Below are 22,379 nucleotides of genomic sequence, written 5' to 3'. Positions count from 1 at the left end.
ACCGAAAATATTTCCCCCCTGCTCCCTGCCCCCTGCCCCCCTGCCTCTTTCCCCAGTCCCTAAACTTTCTTCAACCAGCTAAACATAGCCCGTAAATCTTTGCCGACTTCTTCAATGGGATGTTCGGCTTCTTGGCGACGCATAGCGGTAAAGCCTGGTTTACCAGATTGATTTTCTAAAACGAACTCCCTGGCAAATTGACCAGATTGAATTTCGCTGAGAATTTTCCGCATTTCAGCTTTGGTTGTGTCGTTGACGATGCGAGGTCCACGGGTGTAGTCACCATATTCAGCAGTATTGGAAATGCTGTCACGCATGGTAGCTAAACCACCTTCGACAACTAAGTCAACAATTAATTTGACTTCGTGGAGACATTCAAAATAAGCTAATTCTGGTTGATAACCTGCTTCAACTAAGGTTTCAAATCCAGCTTTAATTAAGGCACTTAAACCACCGCATAATACAGCTTGTTCGCCAAACAAATCAGTTTCGGTTTCTTCGCGGAAACTGGTTTCTAGAATGCCGGCACGGGTACCACCGATACCTCTAGCGTATGCCATGGCGCGATCGCGTGCTTTTCCCGTGGCATCTTGATAAACTGCAAACAATGCTGGTACGCCTTGCCCTTGTTCATAAGTCCGGCGCACTAAGTGTCCTGGCCCTTTGGGTGCTACCATCACCACGTCTACGTTATCTGGTGGTACGACTTGCCCAAAGTGAATATTAAACCCGTGGGCAAAAGCTAATACGTTACCTTCTTGCAGATTTGGTTCAATTTCATGTTTGTAAACTGCTTTTTGGACTTCATCAGGTAATAAAATCATGATGAAATCGGCAGCCTTAGCTGCATCGGCAACACTTTTAACAGTTAACCCAGCGGCTTCAGCTTTTCCTGCTGACTTGCTACCCGGATACAGTCCCACAATCACATTCAAACCACTATCTTTAAGATTAAGGGCGTGGGCATGACCTTGGGAACCATAGCCAATAATGGCAATAGTTTTTCCAGCCAAAAGGTCTAAATTGGCATCTTCGTCATAATACATCCGGGCCATATGCATCTCCTGTCAGCAAGCATCGTCATTAAATTAGCAGGCTTTTGATTTTACCTTAAAAGGGTAAGGTGTGGAGAGTATCAAGAAGTTGCCTGGTCAATTTTTTGCACTTCGGCCGGCGATAGTTTAACATCAACAGCACGTACTGAGTCTTCGATACTGGAGCTTTTGCTAGCACCAGGAATGGGTAAAATACAAGGCGACTTGGAACGCAACCATGCCAAGACGATACAGTATAACGATACGCCTTTTTCTTGAGCTAATTGAGCGATCGCCTGAATATCTGGCAAGCTTTGATGGCGACGCATTCCACCAAAGGGACTCCACGGTAAAAAGGTTAATTTTTCTTGTTCACAATATTGCAATACGCCGTCTATTTCTGGTTGTCGTTCCCAAGGGCTGTATTGGTTTTGCACAGATACAATGTCAACTACATCTTGTGCTTGCTTGATTTGTTCGACGGAAAAGTTAGAAACTCCCACAAACCGAATCAAACCCTCTGCTACGGCTTCCTTGGCTGGTGTCAAAGATTCTTTAATAGTGTAATCGGTATCTGGGGAATGGTATTGCCAAAGATCAATGGGTTTTTCACCACCCAAAGCCGCAAAACTTTCACGAATTGTTTGCCGCAAATGTTCTGGGTTCCCGTTGCGTGTCCAGCTACCATCAGGACGCATTAAACCGCCTTTGGTGGCTACAATCACTTGGCTGACATCACCTTTGTAACTGGCAATTGCTTTGTGAATTAGGCGTTCGTTATGGTGCTTATCTGACTCATCTTTGCAGTAAGAATCAGCAGTATCAATAAATGTAATTCCTAGAGCTAAAGCCCGGTGAATTCCTGAGATGGATTGCGATTCCGGCGGGCGGTCATAAATTGACATCGGCATCCCACCCAAGCCAATTGCACTGACAGATACACCTGTGTTTCCTAGTTGTTTGGTTTCCATGCTTCTCGCTTTAGTTTGCAGCACCATTACTTATTTATTAGCGGGTCACAGGGGTTTTGACAATTCGTCTTTGGCCAGGTTTGATAGCGCTTTTGTTACATAAATGGCAACAATCACAAATTTAAGTTAGACCTCCGCGATACTGAGATTAACTTCATCTATCTGGGGGTAGATTATGCAGAAATCAATGCGATTACCAAGAAAATCGGTCTTAGTTGTCAGCGCCTTCTTAGGAGGGGTAATATTTACCAGTTGTGCTGCTGTACAACCATCATTAAATCAAGAATTATCCCAAAGCGATCGCCTGGCTAATGAAGCACCAGCAGCTGCGATGAGTGAAAGTATGCCCTCGCCACAGGCGGAAACTGCACCTATACCGTCTCGTGGGCGTCCTCAATTGATTAAAAAGGCAGCCATGACTGTGATTGTGGACTCCGTGAGTCAGAGTATTGATGCTGTTTCCCAAATTATTAATCAAAACCAAGGGGATTTAATTGGGTTAAATGAACGTCAACCCACACAGGAAAATGCCCGTCATGTTGCATCTATGACGCTGCGAGTACCGCAAAATTCACTAGAAACAACCTTAAAAGAATTAGCTAAATTAGGCGCAGTTAATAATCGTAATATTACAGCAGAAGATGTAGGCGATCGCCTGGTAGATTTCCAAGCTAGATTAACCAACTTTAGGCAAACAGAGGCTAATTTACAAAAAATTATGGATCGGTCTGGTTCTATCAAAGATGTGCTAAGTGTTTCTCAAGAACTAAGTAACGTCCGACAATCTATAGAACAAATTGATGCCCAATTGAAAAGCTTACAAAATCAAGTTGCCTACTCCACCATTACCCTAAACCTAGAAGCAGCCGTATCTAGTACTAGTCCACAACCAGCCTTGGGTTCCCAAATTCAGGAAACGTGGAATCAATCTACCAACTCTTTAGGTTTGTTTACTGTGAGCTTACTTAAATTGGGTATTTGGTTCTTGGTTTACAGTCCCTTATGGTTAATTGTGGCTGCTGGTATTTATGGCTGGATGCGTTGGCGGCGAACACAAACTCCAGAATCAGCCCAATCTGAATAGCTGTAGCAGGGAATAGGGAAATTTCTCTATTCTTTTAAATTTAAATTAAGACCCAATATTTCCGAGTTGGTCAACATTCATCTCAATTTATAGTCAATTATTTACCAAAGATCACCATAAACCAACAAAAACCACATTGTGTGTCTAAAGTTTGTACTAATTAACACGAAACAAAAAGGCTGATGGATGCCAAGATCAAAAGGAGGATGCCCTAAGAGTATTTAAATTACTATGCCAGAAATACACCAATCCATTGCCCAGCACTATCACGAACGGACTAAATACGATCCAGAAACCCTGGCCTCCAAAACTCAAGGATTAGACTGGGCTAAACAGCCAGTACCCTTTAAAGAGTACAAGATTGGCTCAACTTTAGATCTCAAACCCTACATCCAAGAAACACTAGAGACATTTGCGAATAACCCGGATGCTCAATGGTGGCAAAGACTTTCGCGGTTACTGTTTCGTAGCTATGGACTGACAGCGAGAATGCCTTCTATGGGAAGTGCGGTATATTTACGCGCCGCCCCTAGTGCTGGGGGATTGTATCCGGCTGAAGTATATGTAGTTTCCCGTGGCACACCATTATTACCACCAGGATTGTATAACTACCAATGTCGGACTCACTCTCTGATGCATTATTGGGAAAGTGACGTTTGGCAATCTTTGCAGGAAGCTTGTTTCTGGCATCCTGTTTTGGAAAGTACCCAATTGGCAATTGTCATTACCGGCGTTTTTTATCGTTCAGCATGGCGATATGAAGATCGGGCTTACCGTCGAATTTTTCTAGATGCGGGGCATCTCTTGGGCAATATCGAGCTAGCTGCGGCGGTTAATGATTATCGTCCACACTTGATTGGCGGTTTTGTAGATGAAGCTGTCAATGATCTACTGTATATCGATCCGCAACAAGAAGGCGCGATCGCTGTCTTACCTCTGGCAGACTTATTAGATATTCAACAAAATTTACCACTGGGATGCACAGCTTTACCTTCTAGTACCGAAACCAATTATCCGCCCATACCTGATGGCGAACTGCTGAAATATTTTCATCGCCACACCCAAATTCAAGCAGGTGTCACGGGTAAACTGAATTTACCGGTTGTCAAACAAGAAAAATCGCTGGAAGATAAATACAACTTTCCTTTCTGTCTGAAAATTCCCACCGCTACCACACCGATTAACTGGGGAGAAAAACTATCGGACTTGGAACTCACTATGTATAAGCGACGTTCCACCCGCGCGTACAGTGGCGAAGATTTAAGCTTCGACGAACTCAAAAGCTTACTTGATTTCACCTATCAACCACAAAATTACATCGACCAAAGTTTAGACAATTCTCCAGATTACTTTGACCTCAACTTAATTGAAACCTTTATTGCCGTTAGTGGGGTGACAGGTTTGGAGTCAGGCTGTTACTATTACGCACCCAAAGCCCAAGAACTACGACAAATTAGGTTTAAAAATTTCCGGCGGGAGTTACATTTTCTCTGCTTGGGGCAAGATTTAGGGCGAGATGCCGCAGCTGTACTATTTCATACAGCCGATTTAAAATCAGCGATCGCACAATATGGCGATCGCGTTTACCGTTACTTACATATGGATGCCGGACATTTGGGGCAAAGATTGAACTTAGCCGCAACTAATCTGGGTGTCGGTGTCAGCGGTATTGGTGGTTTCTTTGATGACCAAGTTAATGAAATTTTGGGTATCCCTGCTGATGAGGCTGTTGTCTACGTCACAACACTGGGAAGACCAAGATAAGGGCAGGGGGCAGGCTTCGCCGTGAGCGTCAGCCGTTAGCGTAGCTTCCCGAAGGGTACGGGAGCAGGAGGCAATGGGGATGGGAAAAATCTGCCTTAGGAATGTAGATTTAATAAAATACAGAACCTCACCCCCAACCCCTCTCCTTGGTAAGGAGAGGGGAGACTTTGACGCAAGTCAAAGACGGGGTGAGGTCAAAAACTAGACTTGCATGTTATTTAATTCATGTCCCTTCTTGCCCCGCTTCCCTACTTTTAAAATATTTTTTAAGCAAATTTAAAAATTATGAATTTTAGTTTTATTTTTGATGATCATCCGCATCCTATGTGGATATATGACCGCAAAACTAGAAAATTTTTAGATATTAATGCCTCTGCTATTAAGGAATTTGGATATTCTCAAGCAGAGTTCTTACAAATGCAAATTACTGATATTCATCCTCTGGAAAATGTCATTTTTTTAGAAACTTTATCTCAAAAAAAAACTGAATTGGAATTGTCTGTTAAGTTAAAAAATCAGAATACTATTTATATTAAAGCTACTGCTTATGCAATGGAGTATGCTGAATGCGATGCTCTATTAATTGATGTTAAATCAATAAGTGATTTTCCGGCCAGTGAAGTGCAATTTCGAGCAATTGCTGAATCTCTCCCGGTGCCATTAATGATTTATCGCTTATCTGATGGATCAATTTTATATGCTAACCCAGAATTTATCCAAACTTTTCGATTTTCTCAAGACGATTTAGTTAAACAATTAATTGTAGATTTAAAAGCAGAAAAATCCGAATTAACACCACTTTTAGAAGCCTTTAGCCAACATGATTCGCGGCAAAGTAATGAACTGTTACTCCAAAGAGCAGATGGAACGTCTTTCTGGGCGATCGCTTCGCGTCAGTCTTTAACTTTTAACGGCGAATCGGCTATATTAACTGTATTATCGGATATTACTACACATAAAAATGCTGAAACCCAACTCCAAGAACAAAATGAGTTTTTGCAAAGCATTTTTGCTCGTATCCCATTGATGATTGCATTAATCAATGCTGATGGTAAGCTCCAGTGGGTGAACCAAGAATGGGAAAATACCCTGGGTTGGCAACTGCAAGATTGCCAAAACCGCGATATTCTTTTTGAGTTATATCCTGATCCTGAAGATCGTCAATATGTCATCGATTTTGTTCAATCCGCAGAACGTACTTGGAGTGACTTTAAAACTCAAGTCCGGGATGGTCGGGTTATTGATACTTCTTGGACTAATATAAATCTTGACAATGGGCAAATTATCGGCATAGGGCAAGATATCACAGTCCGCAAACAAACTGAAATAGTACTTAAGGCTCAAGCTGAACGAGAACAATTAATGCGAACTGTTGCTCAACGAATCCGCCAATCTTTAAATTTACAAGAGATTCTCAATGCCACTGTCAGAGAAGTAAGAGATTTGCTGGAGGTGGATCGAGTTGTAGTTTATCAGTTTGCCCCAGATATGAGTGGTACAGTTGTCGCGGAATCGGTAGTAACCGGCTGGACAGTGGCTTTGGGTAAAACAATTGAGGATAACTGTTTTCAAACAGGTGCCGGGGCAGAGTATCATCATGGACGTAAGCGGGCGATCGCCAATGTTTATGAAGCTGGGCTGACTAATTGTCATTTACAGTTGCTAGAACGCTTTGAAGTTAAAGCTAATTTAGTGGTGCCAATTCTCCTAGAAGTGGGTGGAGACAACGTTGGTTCTGGCTTGTGGGGTTTACTCGTAGCACATCAGTGTTCTAGTCCCCGCCAATGGGAAGAAAATCAGTTGGATTTGCTCGATCAACTAACAGTGCAAATTGCGATCGCCATTCAACAATCTAGCATCTACCAGCAAGCTCAAAATGAACTGGCTGAACGACAAAAAGCAGAAATGCACTTAAGAAGTGCCTTGCTAGAAAAAGAAGTTTTACTAAAAGAAATTCATCATCGAGTTAAGAATAATTTACAAATTGTATCAAGTTTGTTACAACTCCAGTCGCAAACACTCAAAGATGCAGAAATTATCAAAGTTTTTCGAGACAGCCAAAATCGAATTGACTCAATATCTTTAATTCACAAAAACTTATATACTTCACCTAACATTGGGCAACTCGATGTTGCTGACTATATAGAAAATTTAGCAACTAGTATCCTAATTTCTTATCAGATAGTACCTGGAAGAATTGAGCTAGAAACTCGCATAGATGCCATTAGTTTAAATGTTGATCAAGCTATTGCTTGTGGACTGATCATCAACGAATTAATCTCCAACGCCCTCAAATATGCTTTTTCTCAGCAACAAACGGGTAAAATAATTATTAAATTACACAATGTTGGCCATGTTATTGAAATGTCTATTAGCGATAATGGCGTAGGTTTACCAGAGAATTTAGACTTTAGTAACACTGATACGTTGGGCTTATCTTTAGTTCATGACTTGGCGATAGAACAACTAGAAGGCAACATTACTGTAAAACGTCATCATGGCACAGTATTCACAATCCAATTTCCCCAGTTAACTTAAATTTTGCATCAAACAAATTTCCAATGGGTCAAGTGAAAATATTAGTTGTTGAAGATGAAGTGATTGTGGCTAGAACTATTGCTAGCCAACTTAATCAGTTAGGATACATGGTTACGGGTACAGCTTCTTCGGGAAAAGTAGCGATTTCCAAAGCATGGGAAACAAAACCAGAACTGGTTTTAATGGATATTATCCTCAAAGGTGATATGGATGGTATCGCCGCGGCTTCTTATATTCGTGAGCAGTTAGGTATTCCCGTAATTTTTCTGACAGCTTATGGTGATGATGATACTTTACAACGTGCTAAACTCACTCAACCATTTGGATATGTTGTCAAACCATTTACTTCTAAAGATTTAAGAATAGCTGTAGAAATCGGTTTATTAAAACACAAACTAGAAAGCGATTTGCGGGAAAATCGTGACCGGTTAGCCACACTGTTAAATTCTATGAGTGATGCGGTAATTGCCACCAATGAGCAAGCAAAGGTGACATTTATGAACCCTGCGGCTGAACTATTAACTGGCTGGCGACAACTAGATGCTTTGGGACACGACATATCACGAATTTTTAATATTGTCGATGAAGTGACAGAAGCTGCACTAGAAAACCCAGTACTCAAAGTGCTGCGAGAGCAAAAGGTTGTATATTTAAAAGAATTTACATCTTTAGTTACCAGACATGGTACCAGAGTACCCATTGGGGATAGTGCTTCCCCTATAATGCGAAGCTCAAACGAGATCGATGGTGTAGTAGTCGTTTTTTGGGATCTTAGCGAACGCCGGCAAGCAGAGTTACTAGAGCAATCTTTGAATAAGGAACGAGAACTCAATAATCTCAAATCTTTATTTATCTCGACAGTTTCTCATGAATTTCGTAATCCCCTAACGGTGATTCAAACAGCAGTAGAATTAATAGAACTGCAAGGAAATAATTTAACAGAAACTAAAAAAAGCACCTACTTACGACGAATTAAAGGTGCAGTAAAATCCATGAAAGAATTAATGGAAGATGTCCTCTTTATGGGGAAATCTGATGTAGGAAAAATAGAATTTAACCCGACCTATTTAAATTTACAGCAAGTATGTAGAGAAATAATTGCCGAATTTTCTGCTGTTGCTAGTGGTGGGCATCAAGTGATTTTTAACTGTCATAATGAATGCTCAGAGGCTTGGATCGATGAACGACTTTTACAATACATATTTATTAATTTGCTTTCTAATGCGGTTAAATATTCTCCACCAGGTGAAAATATTCAGGTTGATTTAACCTATGATGCTATTAATGAGGCAGCCATATTTCAAATTAGTGATAAAGGAATTGGTATTCCTGAATTAGACCAGACTCGATTATTTGAATCATTTTATCGAGCTTCTAATGTCCAATCTATTCAGGGTACAGGGTTAGGATTAGTAATTGTTAAAAGATGTGTTGAAGCTCATCACGGTACCATCAATGTTACTAGTCAAGTTGGTGTAGGCACGAAATTTACAGTAATTTTGCCACTCAATTATGAGGGAGATGGGGCGTAAGGGACTGACAAAGGGACTTCAAACTAAATAAATGTCCAATCACTGGGTAAGCAGGGGAGCAGGGGAGCAGGGAGCAGGGGGGAGAAAGACAACCTTGCATCCCAGTAAATTGGATAATTTAATTTCTGGAAGTCCCAAACATCACTTTTGAAGCAGGGGGAGGCTGGGGGAGAAAGAATCTGCTTATCGTCTTCGTTATCAAAATTGGCATAATTTAATTTCTGGAAGTCTCTAATACCCCATTGCCTCTTATCCCCTACATAAAGATGGCTAACTCAGTATTAGGATCAAAAAAGTGAATTTTTTCTGGATTTAGCGATAACCATAATTGCTCACCAACACGTACTAATCGATCTGGTGGGACTCGTACTTGGAGATATTTGTCTGTAGGGTTAATTGAAGATTCGGGTTCGGAAATTCTCACAGATAAAAAGGAATCGTTACCTAGATTTTCTACTAAATCTACTTTTACAGGCAGATTTTTAGTTGCAGGTACACTCAAAATTAAATGTTCTGGGCGAATGCCTAATAATATAGTTTGTCCATCATATTTTCTCAGGGCTGCACCCCAAGTTTCTGGAAGGGTGAAACGAAAATTGGCATGGGTAATTAATAACGGGGCGTGAAATTGTACAGGAATAAAATTCATCGGTGGTGAACCAATAAATTCGGCAACAAAACGGTTAGTAGGGCGGTTATAAAGTTCTAATGGCGAGGCAACTTGTTGAATCTGACCTTGATTCATAATGGCAATGCGATCGCCCATTGTCATTGCTTCGGTTTGGTCGTGGGTGACATAAATCGTGGTTGTTCCTAGTTGACGTTGCAATTTAACAATTTGGGCGCGGGTTTCCGCCCGTAGTTTGGCATCTAGGTTAGATAGCGGCTCATCCATTAAAAATACTTGGGGATTGCGGGCGATCGCTCTGCCTAATGCCACTCGTTGTCTTTGTCCTCCCGATAGCTGTTTGGGTAAGCGATTCAGCAGAGTTTCCATTTGCAACAAATGAGCCACATTTCGCACCTGTTGATCTACCTGTCGTTCTTTGTCAGAAACATAACGCAGTCCTTTAGGTAACTGCCTCGTAACTCCCACTAGGGAATGTTCTACCCAATGAGGAAGTGATGAATGCTGATTTTCCCCCCTGCGCTCTGCACCCTGCACCCCTGCTTCTCCCCCCCTCCGCCGTAGTCCAAAGGCGATGTTGTCATACACCGTCATATGCGGATAAAGGGCATAATTTTGAAACACCATTGCAATGTCCCGTTCTTTGGGCGGGAGGTCATTAATTAAGCGATCGCCTACCCAAATGTTGCCTCCTGTCATCGCCTCTAACCCAGCAATTAGCCGTAGTAAGGTACTTTTGCCACAACCAGAAGGGCCCACCAGCACCATAAATTCACCATCTGCAATGGTTAAATTAATTCGTCGCAAAACATTAATAGTTTCTGGTGCTTCTTGTGGTGTGACGTTTTTTTGCCCATTACTGGTAGCAATTTGTGAGGCTACACCTTCCCCTCTACGCTGGGGAAAACTTTTATAAACATTTTCTAAAACAACTTGCGCCACGGGTATTTGGGGTAACGGTAATAGTTAGTAGTTAACAATAGCTGATTCCGCAAAGCAGAAAATTCAGCGCTCATGATATATGTTACCTGCGACTACGAAAAGTAAAAAAAATAGACCCTACCAGAAAAAGCCCATTATCCTAAATATATGGAGTATCAGCAGGTGTGGTATGACTACCCATGTAATTGAAAATCCTGCCCATGAAATTTTAGACGTACAAACCACAGATTGTTGCATTGTTGGCGGTGGGCCGGCCGGGGCTGTATTGGCTCTGTTATTGGCACGTCAAGGTGTTTCTGTGATTTTGTTGGAAGCACATAAAGATTTTGATCGTGACTTTCGGGGAGACACAATTCATTCGTCAGTCATGGAAATTATGGAGGAATTAGGGTTAAGCGATCGCCTACTACAATTACCCCATGCTAAGATGCACCAGGTGAAAATTCGTACTCCTGATGATACCGTCACCTTAGCAGATTTTAGTCATCTCAAAACCCGCTATCCCTACATCACAATGATGCCTCAGGTGAAATTCCTCGAGTTCATCACCCAAGAAGCCCAAAAATATGCCACTTTTCAGTTAGTGATGGGTGCAAATGTCCAGGAATTAATTGAGGAAAATGGCGTAATTCAGGGTGTCCGCTATCGCGGAGGCGGTGGCTGGCATGAAATCCGGGCAATACTGACAGTGGGTGCAGATGGTCGCCACTCACGTCTGAGACAACAAGGTAATTTCGAGTCAATTGGTACATCACCACCAATGGATGTCCTGTGGTTCCGTTTACCCCATCAGCCAGAAGATCCCCAAGGGGGAATTGGTAACTTTGCGCCAGGACGCATTGTGGCTATGCTTGACCGTGGAGATGAATGGCAAATTGCTTATGGGATTCCCAAAGGCGGTTATCAGCAGATTCGGGAGGCTGGCTTGGAGGCGTTGAAAAAATCCGTTGTGGAAGTTGTACCCAATTTCAGTAACCGCATAGATTATTTACAAGATTGGTTACAGGTTTTCTTTCTTTCGGTGGAATCTAGCCGCGTCAAACGTTGGTATCGTCCGGGATTATTACTCATTGGAGATGCTGCTCATGTGATGTCTCCTGTGGGCGGAGTGGGCATTAACTATGCCATTCAAGATGCTGTTGTGGCTGCAAATATCTTAAGCCAACCACTGCAAAATAAATCTGTAGAACTAAGTGATTTAGCAAAAGTACAGCGCCAACGGGAGTTACCCACACGCATTATTCAAGGATTCCAAACCTTGATCCAAAAACGCATATTTGCCCCGATTCTCACATCCCAGAAAACCTTTCAGATACCACTTTTGTTACGCTTACCCATTTTACGCGACCTCCCAGCACGGTTAATTGCCTTGGGGGTTTTTCCGGTTCACGTCCAAGAGACTGACAAATAAAAAAAATCAAGAGGTGATGTCTACACTCCTCAAGCCTGATCCTGTTGGAGATGCTACGCAACGGGCGCTGCGCGATCCTTTAGAGTTAGAAATATCAGGAATGAAACAGAGATAGCATAGCAGTTAAAGTAAAGGTAAGGACATCAATTTATCAGAAAACCTAGACACCAAAAGACTTTCAACCCTGTTTCCTGCTATTTTTGCTTAAAATTCTGGAACCAAGAACAACCTTATAAGGATTACAGATAGTGCAAGTTCTCAAAAGAGCCATCAAACCAGACATTTACATATCGTTTCTCCACATCTACCAAACTACTTGGGGGATGGCAGGTGATATCTGTTTAATTCGTGAATCTGTAGCTAATTCAAGTGCATCGAAGTTTGTCGGTCACAAACTCAAACTAGCTCTGCCAAAAAGTCTGGAGCGCCATCGCTTGGCGGGCGTTCTGGTAATCAAAGTTGCAGGTAATGTAGGCGACGGACATCCTAAAGATCACCCGGCTGAATGGGAGCTTTATGAAGGTGTAGATAGGGAACTAGGGATGGCGGCTCTGAAGCCTTGGGGCTTTAAATTGACGGATGAAACAGCCTAAAACAAAAGATTATCAGGCAATCTACCCATTGTTTATTGATACTAGCTGTAGCGATTGCACGGATAAAGTTATATATAAGTTATGCTGCAAATTTCTCATAAAATTATCATCCCCGATAGCGAAATCGACATGAGCGCGATTCGCTCTCAAGGTGCAGGTGGTCAAAATGTCAACAAGGTTGCTACTGCTATTCACTTACGCTTTGATATTGAAACTTCATCATTACCAGCTTTCTATAAAGAGCAACTGTTGAAGTTAAATGACCGACGCATTACCCAGGAAGGAGTCATTGTTATTAAGGCCCAAGAATACCGTAGCCAGGAGCAAAACCGCCAGGAGGCTTTGCAACGACTGCAAGAAATTGTTAAAAGCGTAGTCGTACTCAAGAGAAAACGCAAATCCACCAAACCAACTCGCAGTTCTCAAAAAAAACGTCTTGACAGTAAAACTAAGCGAGGACAGATTAAATCCACCAGAAGGCAGGTAATTGATTGAATTTATTTCTGTTACTAGATTTCTGCTACTAGGTGGTACAATTATACTACTCATGCAGAATTTAATGCTCGTTTTAGTCAGGCGAATGTAGCGAATGGCATCCCTAGTGCTGTTCAAAACTATCGCTTGGCTTTTATGCTAAAAAAGACTCAACGCTAAAAGTGTATGTAAGAAATTAATTCGGGCATATAAAAAAATTTAGGGAATAAGAACTACTTTAGTTTCCAGTTAGGAGGATTTCATGAACAGCTGCGTTTTAATGGCGGAAATCATTCAAGAACCGCAATTACGCTACACAGCCGATAACTTAGCGGTGACAGAAATGCTGGTGCAGTTTTCCAACTCCCAGCGCGCAGAAGACCAGTTAGTGACGTTGAAAGTTGTAGGTTGGGGAAATTTAGCCACAGAAATTCAACAAAATTACCATCAAGGCGATCACGTGATTCTAGCAGGTCGCTTAGGAATGCACACTGTTGAGCGTCAAGAAGGTTTTAAGGAAAAACGTGCTGAATTGACAGTACAACAGATTCAGTCTTTAGGCAGTAGTTTCAGCCCATCTACATCAGAAGTGACTGCGCCTGCAATGTCTCCTCAAGTTGAAGTTCCAAGTTATGATGCACCAAGCGCCATCCCTACCCCAGCTAAAACTACGGTTGGTGTAGTACCTCAGGTGATAAATACAGAACCCATACCCCAAACTCCAACTTTTCAGCCCAGCAATTATCCTCCCATAAAAGAACAAGAACCCGATCCAGATGACATTCCTTTTTAACGGTCGGTTAGCTTAAAAAAGCTAGAAGTGGAATTAAGTTTAGGCATCAACTGTTTGCCAAACTTAGCGTAGAGAGCAGGGATGACCAATAAGGTCAAAGCTGTAGAAGTAAATAAACCGCCCAAAACTACAATTGCCAAGGGTTGTAGAATTTCATTGCCGGCTCCACTAGCGATCGCTAATGGCAGCATCCCTAGTGCGGAAGTAAGTGCGGTCATCAGAATCGCATTAACTCGTTCTAGGGAACCCTTGACAATCACATCTTTGAGCGGCATTCCCTGAGCAAATTTGTTGTTGTAGTTGTCTACTAGCAATAAACCATTGCGGACAGCAACGCCAAATAGGGTAATAAATCCAATCAAAGAAGCGATTGACATCACACCTCCACTCAAGGCAATGGAGATAATACCACCCACCAAAGCCAAAGGCAGATTGAGCATAATGGCGATTGTTGCGGAAAGGGATTTAACGGAGAAGAACATCAACACGGCAATCACGATCGCTGCCAAGATACTAAACACCAGTAGATTATTAGTAGCACGCTGCTCCGATTCAAACTGTCCACCGTACTGGATGAAGTAGCCATTAGGGAGTTTGATTTTCTGTTGAATTTGGGACTGAATATCGCCAACGACACTGCCCAAATCGCGCTCGGCCACGTTTGCCGAAACAACTATCAGCCGTGATACATCTTCCCGATTTACAACATTCGCTCCCATCCCGTACTCTACTTTCGCAACCGCACCCAGTTGGATAGTTTGCCCAGTTGGGGTAGTGATGGGAATAGCGCGAATGGCATCTAGGCTATTGCGGGCTTTCTCCGTCAAAGAGATAGAAATATCAATGAGCTGCTGATTTTCTGCTACTTGGGATACTACACGACCATTTAAAGCAGTTTCCACCACGTTGGATAACTGCTCCATACTCAATCCATAGTTAGCGGCTGCCGCCCGATCATAATGAATTTGTACCTGACGAATGGGTAGTTGGGGTTCTAGCTGCAAATCTACAACCCCAGCAATGGGCTGAATCACATCTCGTACTTGTTCGCCAATCTTTCGCAGTTCTGTTAAGTCTGGGCCAAAGATTTTCACAGCGATCGCACTTCTGACTCCTGACAGCACTTCATCCATGCGGTGAGAAATAAATCCACCAATGTTAGATGCTACACCAGGCAGTTTATTGAACTCTTGCCGCAATTGTTTAATACTGGCTTCCCGGTTTTGGAGGGCGCGATCGCTCAATTCTACGTCCACATGAGCCATACTCACTCCCGCCCCATCTGCATCCCCGGTCGTGCGTCCTGCCCGTACTTGCACCCACTCATATAAAGGATTATCTTTAAGCGCACTAGACAGTGCTATCCCAGCCCGATTGGTCATATCTAGGGAAACACCCGGAAATAAAACCATTGAATTGACCAATGATTTCTCCTGAAATTCCGGCAGAAACACCCGTCCCAGGGAGGGAACGATCGCAAAAGCAGCAACCAAAGCTGCAAGTGCTACACCCAGAATAATTTGAGGCGATCGCAGCGACAGATTTAACAATGGACGATATAACCGTTCTGCCCAACGGGAAATGAATGTACCTTCTTGCGGTAGGGTTTGGTTTGCCAGCAGAATTGCACACAGTGCAGGCGAAAGGGTCATAGCCACCAAAGTAGACGCGCAGATGGAAAGCAAATATGCAAAACCCATCGGTGCAAAAATGTTGCCTTCAACGCCCGTCAAACTAAAAATTGGTGCAAAAACGACTACGATAATCACTGTGGAAAAAATCACGGCTAACCGCACCTGTACAGAGGTTTCATACACCACCTCAAAGGGATGCTTCGGGTTGCCCTGTGCCTGATTGGTTCGCAGTCCCCGATAGCAGTTCTCCATGTCCACGATTGAGTCATCCACAACTGAACCAATGGCTACGACTAAACCGCCCAAGGTCATAGTGTTAATGCCCAAGCCAAAAGCTTTCATGAACATTAAGCCAATCAACAGAGACAGAGGAATTGCACTCAGAGTAATTACGGCAGTACGCCAATTCATCAGAAATAACAGCATAATCACCGACACGATGATGATGCCTTGAATTAGGGAACTGCTGACATTGGCAATGGCAGTATCAATAAAGTTAGACTGCCGGAACGTCCGCGCCACCTGCACATCAGGGGGAAAGGTTGATTGCAAAGATTGCAGCACCGCTTCTACTGCTTTTGTCACCGTGGGGGTATCGACATCAGGCTGTTTGTTAATCATCATCACCACAGCCGGCTGACCATTAAAACTAGCGTCCCCCCGCTTCAGTGCCGCACCCGTTTGTACTTGGGCCACATCTTTGAGCAAAATCGGTTTACCATCTTGCACCTTCACCACAGATTGCTGCAAGTCTGCAATTGATGTTACCTGCCCAATCCCCCGCACTAACAGTTCTTGACCACCACCAATCAAAAAGCCACCGGGAGCGTTAGAATTTGCGCCTCTGGCAGCATTAGTCACTTCGGTCAGGGAAACATTGAGCGATCGCAATTTTTCTGGATCAACTAACACTTGTTCCTGTCGTTCATCCCCACCGTAAACAGTAACTTGGGTGACTCCCGGCACAGACAAAATTTGGTTACTGAGGGTGCTATCCACAAGACGGCGCAAATCCATCAGTGAGGTTTCCCCCTGCCCATTCACAGTAAAGGCATACTGTAAAATTGTGCCTAATGGCGATGCTAACGGTGAAATTTCCGGTGGATGCACCCCTTCAGGTAACTGATTTGTCACCTGCTGGAGTCGTTCTGTCACTGATTGCCGAGCTTTATAAATGTCGGCTTCCTGGTCAAACACCACCTGCACCATAGACAGTCCGACTTTGGAGGAAGAACGCACCGTAGTCACCCCCGGCAAACCATTCACCGCACTTTCAATCGGCACGGTAATTTGTGATTCAACTTCCTCTGGAGCTAGTCCAGTCGCTTCGGTGTGAATATCCACCTGGGGGGGCGCAAATTCAGGAAACACGTCCAGTGGCATCTGAGTAACAGTGAACACTCCCCACACCGTTACTAAAATCGCACAGATAACGATAAACCAACGCTGGACAATTGAGGTTTTGAGAATCTGATTCACAATGGAGTTTAACATTTCAATTAAACGCCTCCCTTGTTCTTGCGATTGCCTACGATAACAGCGATCGCTCCGCCCACAAGCACAACTCCACCACCGACTCCTGCTAAGATACCCATCGGCAATCCACTTGCCTGCTGTGTGGTGTTATGGCTATGAGCAGTACCCTGATTGTGTGCCTGTTGATGTTCAGCTTCTGTTTTAGGAGTGGCACTTGCAACTGGACTGGTTGCTGTATCGGCGGTTTGGTTGTTGGGAGTAGCACTCGCTGCTGGACTGGTTGCTGTATCGGCGGTTTGAGTTTTACGCGATTCGGCATATAGCGACAAACTACCTTGGGTAACAAGTTTTTCGCCAACTGACAATCCTTTGGTAATAGCGATTAATTCGCCTTTAGTCTCACCGGTGGTAACTTCCACTGGCTCATAAAAATTTTCATACTGCACAAAGACTAGCTGCTTGCCATCAGCATCAACCAATGCCGTCACCGGAATCATCACAGCAGATTCACCATTCGCAGAGGAGGCGATCGGCGTGACAACAATACCTAACAGTTGATCAGTTTGGGGATTAACTTTCACGCGATCAATGCCGCCCGTTGCTTGAAATTCATCACCATGCCCAACGTGAGCAAATACAACTGTGGGCGCACTGATAATTAAACTGGCTGCCAGAATGGAACTCATTAGCATAAAAGGTTTCATAATCACTCCTCACAATAAATACGGGGTTAAACAAAAGTTCTCCATAGTTTGCCAAAGGGTAGATGAAATCCGGGTGAAATGGCAAAAGTTTTTGTAAGATCAGAGCTTCGTGGTTGATTTCCCTGAAGTGATGCGAATTTTACTGGTGGAAGATGAAGCAGATTTGGGACTGGCAATTAAGCAAGTCCTAATTAGCGAAAGATATGTTGTAGATTGGGTGACAGATGGCACTGAAGCATGGCTGTGCCTGGAAAGCCAGTGGACAGACTACACAGTTGCTATTGTTGATTGGCTACTGCCGGAAATGTCGGGATTACAGTTATGTCAGAAGCTCAGACTACACCAAAATCCTTTACCAGTGCTGATGCTGACTGCTTTAGGGCAGCCGGAAAATCGTGTAGCAGGGCTAGATGCGGGGGCTGATGATTAACCCTCTTCTGTCACTTTCCGAGATAAGCAAGTAGTTCAGGAGCTAAATCATCCAGAAGCATAAGAGGGTTTAAATTGATTCATTGCAGCAATTAAATGATTGAATCCCAATAATAAATGTGAATTAGGGAAAATACTTAACCAGGGATAAATTAACCAAAATAGTAAAAGTGGTTGGGTAATGAGACGTAGATTATTTAAAGTATTCTTCCATCCAGATTCATGGTTCCATTGTGGATGATTAGAAACATCAACATCCTTATTTTCTTGTGTCTTAGTTTCAAATTGACAAGATTGATTTAAACCTAAGAAGGCTGGAGAATTTAAACTAATCATCGTGTAAACACAAAAAATAATTTCCCACCATCTCTCAATATGTTGGAAATCAGTGAAACGGTAATCTGTCCAGCCTAGTTCCTGTTTACACTGTCGAAACCCATATTCTACCCAGGTTCTTAATCCATATAAGTCACCTAAGATTTTCTTGAGATTACCTTGCAGATTCGTCATCACGAAGGAGGTAGAATTTTCCGGCATGGTTTCTGGATCAGTAGTTATTTCCCAGTAAGTTGTGGCTCTTTTTTTACCATAAATTATTTCCCTAATATATCTTGTCTCTGATTTTTGATTGCTAAATGTTCTCTCAAATTTACACCACTTATTTGCCCTAACGCTTTGCCCTGCTGGTAACCAGACTCCATGATTATTTCTAATTGACACCACATATCCTAAGTTATATTCAGCTATTTTTCTAATAAATTGGCTACTTTCACCATATAAACTATCAGCCAATACTAATTCAATATTGAACCCTGATTCCACTAATTCTGTAATTATCTCTGATGCTAGCTCTATTTTAGTTTTATATTTATCTGATTTCTTTAATGTTCCTTTTGGTTTAAATACTTTGACGAGCAATGGAAAAGTTATATTAGCATAAACTCCATAAGCATTGACTGAAACTATTCCATTATCTACTTTCCCTACGCTTCCTAAATATTGTCTAGCTACATAATCAGTCTTTTTACCTTTTTTTCTATCCCCTGTTTCATCTATCACTAATGTAATTGCCCGACCATCTAATTGTTTCTTTAACTTATTTAATCTTCGTTCTTTTAATTTATTTACTGACCAATCTGAATTTGCTAAAAAATGGTGTAATGACTGTGCCGAATTTATGCTCACTACCTTTGCTATCTCTGGTAACGATTTTCGTTTTATAGTTGATATTATCCCCATGTGTAAATATTTGAAGCACTCATAGTTCCTTACTTCTTTAAATAAGTCTTTATACTCTGCACAATATTCATCTACGAGCGCAACTGTTGGGTGAGCGTCTCTCGCCAAATGCTTTAGGATTTGTAATTCTACATCCATTGCCCTGCTTACCTTCCAGAGTTTTTTCTTTTGATTCTTTTATTTAGAATACCCGGAAAGTGACAGAAGAGGGATAATACTTAACGGGTGACAATATAGCTATACAGCTTGTTGAATAAGGGATAGAGCCTGAAAGACACGCTGGCAATAAAGACGTTTGTGAGGCTTGAAAGCTATCAATCTCAAAGCTAAATCAGTGCATAATTCTATCCCATAGATCCAATAGTGGTCAGTAGAGAGCAAAGCTTGGGGGCAATTTCTCTCCTACTTTTTTACCACTTATTTTCTCAAATTATTGCCATATCTTATCTTGAGCCACCTTGTCTGTCACCTTTTAAGGAAAAAATCAACCATTAATTATCTGAAATTACCAGGATTCAGACGCGCGGGGCCTTGAGGTTGAGACTGTTGATTATTGCTAGTTGCATTACCGCGCAAAGTACCACCATCTTGAGGAGAAAGATAAGGTTTCAAATTAATCCCACTGCGAGATGAAGTAGGACGATTATTGCCGCCACCTAGAAGTGAGCGGCCTAAATTGTATAATTCAGTGACTCCGCCCCGGCGATCGCCATAGGTATTTACGGCGATGGTTTGCTGTCCACTATCAGCTGTGGTCAAATTTTGAAAAACGCTATTGCGAACAACAAAGGGGTCTTGTCCACGGGGTACTGTCAAGACAATGCGACAGGAGCCATTAGCCTCGGTGGTTACACAAACAGTATTTTCGTTATTTTCTACAGCCGTTTGCAGTTCTTGTAAACCATCAGGGCGATATAATTCCAAGCGGCTAGCAATGGCTTCACAGCGTCTTTGAGGACTCCAACCACCACCCAAGGCCGCAGGGGCTGCCCAAGGAAAGAATTGACCAGGGATATTTTGTGGCTGATACATTACGGTGTACTGCCCATTGTAGAATTGACAGCTAAACCGAGTGGCAGTGTTAATAGGACTTGACGGGGGGACACCTGTGGATGGGTTAGTTGGTGGTATTGATGTACCATCTGAGGGGATTGTGGGGACGACAATATCACCGAAAGTCGAGTCATCAAATTGGGCAAAAGCAGCAGAATTACCCAGCAACAAAGATAAGCTGAGACTACTCAAAAATACAAACTTGAGGGATTGTAAGGACATGAATTCTTCTCCAGCGAACATCAAGTAAACAATGGCTAGTTTTAGTGACGGATAATTTTGTGGTTTTGATTCTTCACGAACGTTGTCTTTGTTGCTCTTGTTCTTTTTCTTTTTTTTCTTTAATTAACTGTTTGACTTTTGCTTGTACTTCTAGATGTCGCTCAACTCCTTCATAGCTATAGCGGTTATAGCCACCACGAGAAATCAAATTTTCTAAATAACTAACTCGTTCGCTACCACCTGGATGGGAAGATAACCAAGTAGGAATAATATTTTTTTGTTGTTTTTCTAATGTCACCATTAAATTACGCAAGCCGTCAGCAGCATAGCCACTAGCAACAATCAAGCGTGTCCCCAAATTATCTGCTTGACGTTCCATATCGCGGCTGTAACTGAGAGAGAACAGTTGACCGATGGTGCCGCCGAAAGGTAGATACTGGGTAACGTTAGCAATCAGATTACCTTGAGTAACTAGTTGAAAGCCATGAGATAGTACTGTGTGGGCTAATTCATGACCTAGTAATCCGGCTAATTCTGCTTCAGAATTGGTTTTAGCGATCGCACCTGCATTAATAAAAATTTTGCCTCCAGGTAAAGCAAAGGCGTTGAGGTCTTCTAGAGGAATGACAAAGAATTCGTAATTAAATTCTTCGCGTCCCGCCGCCTTGACAAGTTTTTCCCCGATGTCATTCACGTAGGCTGTAACAGTTTCGTCTTCTACTAAATTCAACTGTCTTTTTGCCTGATTTGCCACAGATTCACCAATTTTTTCTTCCCCTTGTAGCAGCATAATAGTTGAGTCAAGGGCAGAAAATGGGCCTAGCAGGCTACCAGTCACAGCGTAACCGATGGCACCTGTGATGATGTTTGTGATGGTATTACCGCGAATCTCGGCGCGAATGTGGGATTTAAAACGGTTGAGATTTTCTTCGGCTAATTTACTGAACTTAGGTGCTTGGGGGTCATTGGGATTCAGCAAAGAGAATTGACGTGCCACCAAAGACGCTTCCATCCATTTTTTTTCATCAGTGAGAGCGTTGATTTTAGCTTGAATCAGTGTAGGTTGATTAGGATACAGCGAAACTGCACGCTCTAAAACATTTAATGCGTCTTGAGAGCGATCGTATTGTTTGAGGACTTCGGCAAAGCGAATATGACCAGGGATAAATTCTGGATACTGATCAACCAATAATTGCAGAGGTACTATAGTTCTGGTTTGCAGTTTGTTGGCAATTCCCGCCTCTGATTCTCGCCAATATACCTTACCCCCTGGGGAAAGTTGCGCGGGGTCAAGGATTGCAGCTTTGCGTTCTTGGTTGGTAACCGTTTTGCTAAAAGGTTCCTTTACCTGTCGATACAGTTTTTCTGCTTCTGCAATATTCCCTGCCAGATAAAGTTTATCTGCTTCTATGAGTGTTTGCTGACGAGCAATTTCTTCGGGACTGAGTGTAGTTTCCTCCGGTTCCTCCGTCACTGACTCTGACTGTGGCGTTTCTACTTCTTCAGTCTTGGTTTCTGTTTGGCTGGACTCGCTAGTTTCAGGAGGTGCAGCTTCGGGTGTATTGGTAGTTTCAATAATGACAGGCGCAGCAGGTTCTTGTGCGGGAACAGGCGCTATGGGTTGCGTCAAGATAATCAACAGTGATGTACCCAGTGACAGCAACACCCAGTTCACAGCTAGCAGTAAAGACTTCCTGGTTCGTTTCATGGTGAATTTCACCTATGCAAAAGGCTCTCTTCTAATTTAGGAGCAACGACCCATATCAGGATAGAGCGATCGCTGTTGTTTTACAAAGACATTACAGTCGGGACAAGGGGATAAGGGGATAAGGGGATAAGGGGATAAGGGGACAAGGGG

16 protein-coding genes and 1 pseudogene are annotated in these 22,379 nt (G+C 42.7%); 9 read left to right on the top strand and 8 right to left on the bottom strand.

Annotation, left to right across the window (positions count from 1 at the left end):
* Positions 1-59: 59 nt before the first annotated feature.
* Both ilvC and ACM0OS_RS18290 read right to left on the bottom strand, forming a co-directional pair.
* Positions 60-1,055 (bottom strand): ketol-acid reductoisomerase, encoded by a 996-nt coding sequence (gene ilvC / locus ACM0OS_RS18295; protein WP_414544627.1) that lies wholly within the window; start codon positions 1,053-1,055, stop codon positions 60-62.
* Positions 1,056-1,135: 80 nt separating this feature from the next.
* Positions 1,136-2,005 (bottom strand): aldo/keto reductase, encoded by an 870-nt coding sequence (locus ACM0OS_RS18290; RefSeq protein ID WP_414544642.1) that lies wholly within the window; start codon positions 2,003-2,005, stop codon positions 1,136-1,138.
* A gap of 175 nt (positions 2,006-2,180) precedes the next feature.
* On the opposite strand from ACM0OS_RS18290, the gene ACM0OS_RS18285 reads away from it, so the two are divergent.
* The 4 genes from ACM0OS_RS18285 to ACM0OS_RS18270 all read left to right on the top strand — a co-directional run bounded on the left by ACM0OS_RS18285 (position 2,181) and on the right by ACM0OS_RS18270 (position 8,923).
* On the top strand, positions 2,181-3,089 hold the full coding sequence (locus ACM0OS_RS18285) for a DUF4349 domain-containing protein (RefSeq protein WP_414544626.1): 909 nt from the start codon (positions 2,181-2,183) through the stop codon (positions 3,087-3,089).
* A gap of 231 nt (positions 3,090-3,320) precedes the next feature.
* Positions 3,321-4,853, top strand: coding sequence for a SagB/ThcOx family dehydrogenase (locus ACM0OS_RS18280; protein WP_414544625.1), 1,533 nt, complete (start codon positions 3,321-3,323; stop codon positions 4,851-4,853).
* A gap of 285 nt (positions 4,854-5,138) precedes the next feature.
* Positions 5,139-7,391 (top strand): PAS domain S-box protein, encoded by a 2,253-nt coding sequence (locus tag ACM0OS_RS18275; protein ID WP_414544624.1) that lies wholly within the window; start codon positions 5,139-5,141, stop codon positions 7,389-7,391.
* Positions 7,392-7,414: 23 nt separating this feature from the next.
* Entirely contained in the window at positions 7,415-8,923 is a 1,509-nt protein-coding gene (locus tag ACM0OS_RS18270) for an ATP-binding protein (protein ID WP_414544623.1), read from the top strand.
* A 256-nt stretch (positions 8,924-9,179) separates the two neighbouring features.
* Here ACM0OS_RS18270 and ACM0OS_RS18265 read toward each other — a convergent pair whose 3' ends face one another.
* Positions 9,180-10,493 carry an ABC transporter ATP-binding protein gene (locus tag ACM0OS_RS18265; protein ID WP_414544622.1) on the bottom strand — a complete coding sequence of 438 codons (1,314 nt, stop codon included), beginning with the start codon at positions 10,491-10,493 and terminating at the stop codon, positions 9,180-9,182.
* Between the two features lie 169 nt (positions 10,494-10,662).
* Between ACM0OS_RS18265 and ACM0OS_RS18260 the strand changes: the two genes are divergently transcribed.
* From ACM0OS_RS18260 to ACM0OS_RS18245, 4 genes are all read left to right on the top strand, one after another.
* A complete protein-coding gene (locus ACM0OS_RS18260; protein WP_414544621.1) occupies positions 10,663-11,904 on the top strand; it encodes an FAD-dependent oxidoreductase in 1,242 nt (413 codons plus the stop codon).
* 248 nt (positions 11,905-12,152) lie between these two features.
* On the top strand, positions 12,153-12,497 hold the full coding sequence (locus ACM0OS_RS18255) for a hypothetical protein (RefSeq protein ID WP_414544620.1): 345 nt from the start codon (positions 12,153-12,155) through the stop codon (positions 12,495-12,497).
* Positions 12,498-12,578: 81 nt separating this feature from the next.
* Positions 12,579-12,992 (top strand): alternative ribosome rescue aminoacyl-tRNA hydrolase ArfB, encoded by a 414-nt coding sequence (arfB, locus tag ACM0OS_RS18250; protein ID WP_414544619.1) that lies wholly within the window; start codon positions 12,579-12,581, stop codon positions 12,990-12,992.
* 241 nt (positions 12,993-13,233) lie between these two features.
* Positions 13,234-13,764: a single-stranded DNA-binding protein gene (locus tag ACM0OS_RS18245; RefSeq protein WP_414544618.1), complete on the top strand. Its 531-nt coding sequence runs from the start codon at positions 13,234-13,236 to the stop codon at positions 13,762-13,764.
* On the opposite strand, the gene ACM0OS_RS18240 is transcribed toward ACM0OS_RS18245, so the two are convergent.
* Together ACM0OS_RS18240 and ACM0OS_RS18235 are read right to left on the bottom strand one after the other, a co-directional pair.
* Positions 13,761-16,892 carry an efflux RND transporter permease subunit gene (locus ACM0OS_RS18240; RefSeq protein WP_414544617.1) on the bottom strand — a complete coding sequence of 1,044 codons (3,132 nt, stop codon included), beginning with the start codon at positions 16,890-16,892 and terminating at the stop codon, positions 13,761-13,763. The two genes, ACM0OS_RS18245 and ACM0OS_RS18240, sit on opposite strands and share 4 nt — an antisense overlap.
* A 5-nt stretch (positions 16,893-16,897) precedes the next feature.
* Complete coding sequence (locus tag ACM0OS_RS18235; protein ID WP_414544616.1) at positions 16,898-17,578, bottom strand: cobalt transporter; 681 nt, start codon at positions 17,576-17,578, stop codon at positions 16,898-16,900.
* Positions 17,579-17,708: 130 nt separating this feature from the next.
* On the opposite strand from ACM0OS_RS18235, the pseudogene ACM0OS_RS18230 reads away from it, so the two are divergent.
* Positions 17,709-18,005, top strand: a pseudogene (locus ACM0OS_RS18230) (response regulator); the annotation flags it as partial.
* A gap of 50 nt (positions 18,006-18,055) precedes the next feature.
* On the opposite strand, the gene ACM0OS_RS18225 reads toward ACM0OS_RS18230, so the two are convergent.
* From ACM0OS_RS18225 to ACM0OS_RS18215, 3 genes are all read right to left on the bottom strand, one after another.
* Positions 18,056-19,384, bottom strand: coding sequence for an IS701 family transposase (locus tag ACM0OS_RS18225; protein WP_414544615.1), 1,329 nt, complete (start codon positions 19,382-19,384; stop codon positions 18,056-18,058).
* 357 nt (positions 19,385-19,741) lie between these two features.
* Entirely contained in the window at positions 19,742-20,521 is a 780-nt protein-coding gene (locus tag ACM0OS_RS18220; protein WP_414544614.1) for a COP23 domain-containing protein, read from the bottom strand.
* 73 nt (positions 20,522-20,594) lie between these two features.
* Positions 20,595-22,229, bottom strand: a complete 1,635-nt coding sequence (locus tag ACM0OS_RS18215) for a M48 family metalloprotease (protein WP_414544613.1) — start codon at positions 22,227-22,229, stop codon at positions 20,595-20,597.
* Between the last annotated feature and the right edge of the window lie 150 nt (positions 22,230-22,379).

Source organism: Nostoc sp. CCY0012, assembly GCF_963920855.1.
In the GTDB taxonomy this organism is placed as follows: Bacteria; Cyanobacteriota; Cyanobacteriia; order Cyanobacteriales; family Nostocaceae; genus Cyanocohniella.
This window is presented reverse-complemented; position numbering and strand designations above follow the sequence as displayed.

Bases quoted from the DNA above. Each gene is read 5' to 3' on its own strand.
- ilvC (WP_414544627.1), bottom strand. From the start codon at position 1,055: ATGGCCCGGATGTATTATGACGAAGATGCCAATTTAGACCTTTTGGCT.
- ACM0OS_RS18290 (WP_414544642.1), bottom strand. From the start codon at position 2,005: ATGGAAACCAAACAACTAGGAAACACAGGTGTATCTGTCAGTGCAATT.
- ACM0OS_RS18285 (WP_414544626.1), top strand. From the start codon at position 2,181: ATGCAGAAATCAATGCGATTACCAAGAAAATCGGTCTTAGTTGTCAGC.
- ACM0OS_RS18280 (WP_414544625.1), top strand. From the start codon at position 3,321: ATGCCAGAAATACACCAATCCATTGCCCAGCACTATCACGAACGGACT.
- ACM0OS_RS18275 (WP_414544624.1), top strand. From the start codon at position 5,139: ATGAATTTTAGTTTTATTTTTGATGATCATCCGCATCCTATGTGGATA.
- ACM0OS_RS18270 (WP_414544623.1), top strand. From the start codon at position 7,415: ATGGGTCAAGTGAAAATATTAGTTGTTGAAGATGAAGTGATTGTGGCT.
- ACM0OS_RS18260 (WP_414544621.1), top strand. From the start codon at position 10,663: ATGACTACCCATGTAATTGAAAATCCTGCCCATGAAATTTTAGACGTA.
- arfB (WP_414544619.1), top strand. From the start codon at position 12,579: ATGCTGCAAATTTCTCATAAAATTATCATCCCCGATAGCGAAATCGAC.
- ACM0OS_RS18245 (WP_414544618.1), top strand. From the start codon at position 13,234: ATGAACAGCTGCGTTTTAATGGCGGAAATCATTCAAGAACCGCAATTA.
- ACM0OS_RS18240 (WP_414544617.1), bottom strand. From the start codon at position 16,892: ATGTTAAACTCCATTGTGAATCAGATTCTCAAAACCTCAATTGTCCAG.
- ACM0OS_RS18235 (WP_414544616.1), bottom strand. From the start codon at position 17,578: ATGAAACCTTTTATGCTAATGAGTTCCATTCTGGCAGCCAGTTTAATT.
- ACM0OS_RS18225 (WP_414544615.1), bottom strand. From the start codon at position 19,384: ATGGATGTAGAATTACAAATCCTAAAGCATTTGGCGAGAGACGCTCAC.
- ACM0OS_RS18220 (WP_414544614.1), bottom strand. From the start codon at position 20,521: ATGTCCTTACAATCCCTCAAGTTTGTATTTTTGAGTAGTCTCAGCTTA.
- ACM0OS_RS18215 (WP_414544613.1), bottom strand. From the start codon at position 22,229: ATGAAACGAACCAGGAAGTCTTTACTGCTAGCTGTGAACTGGGTGTTG.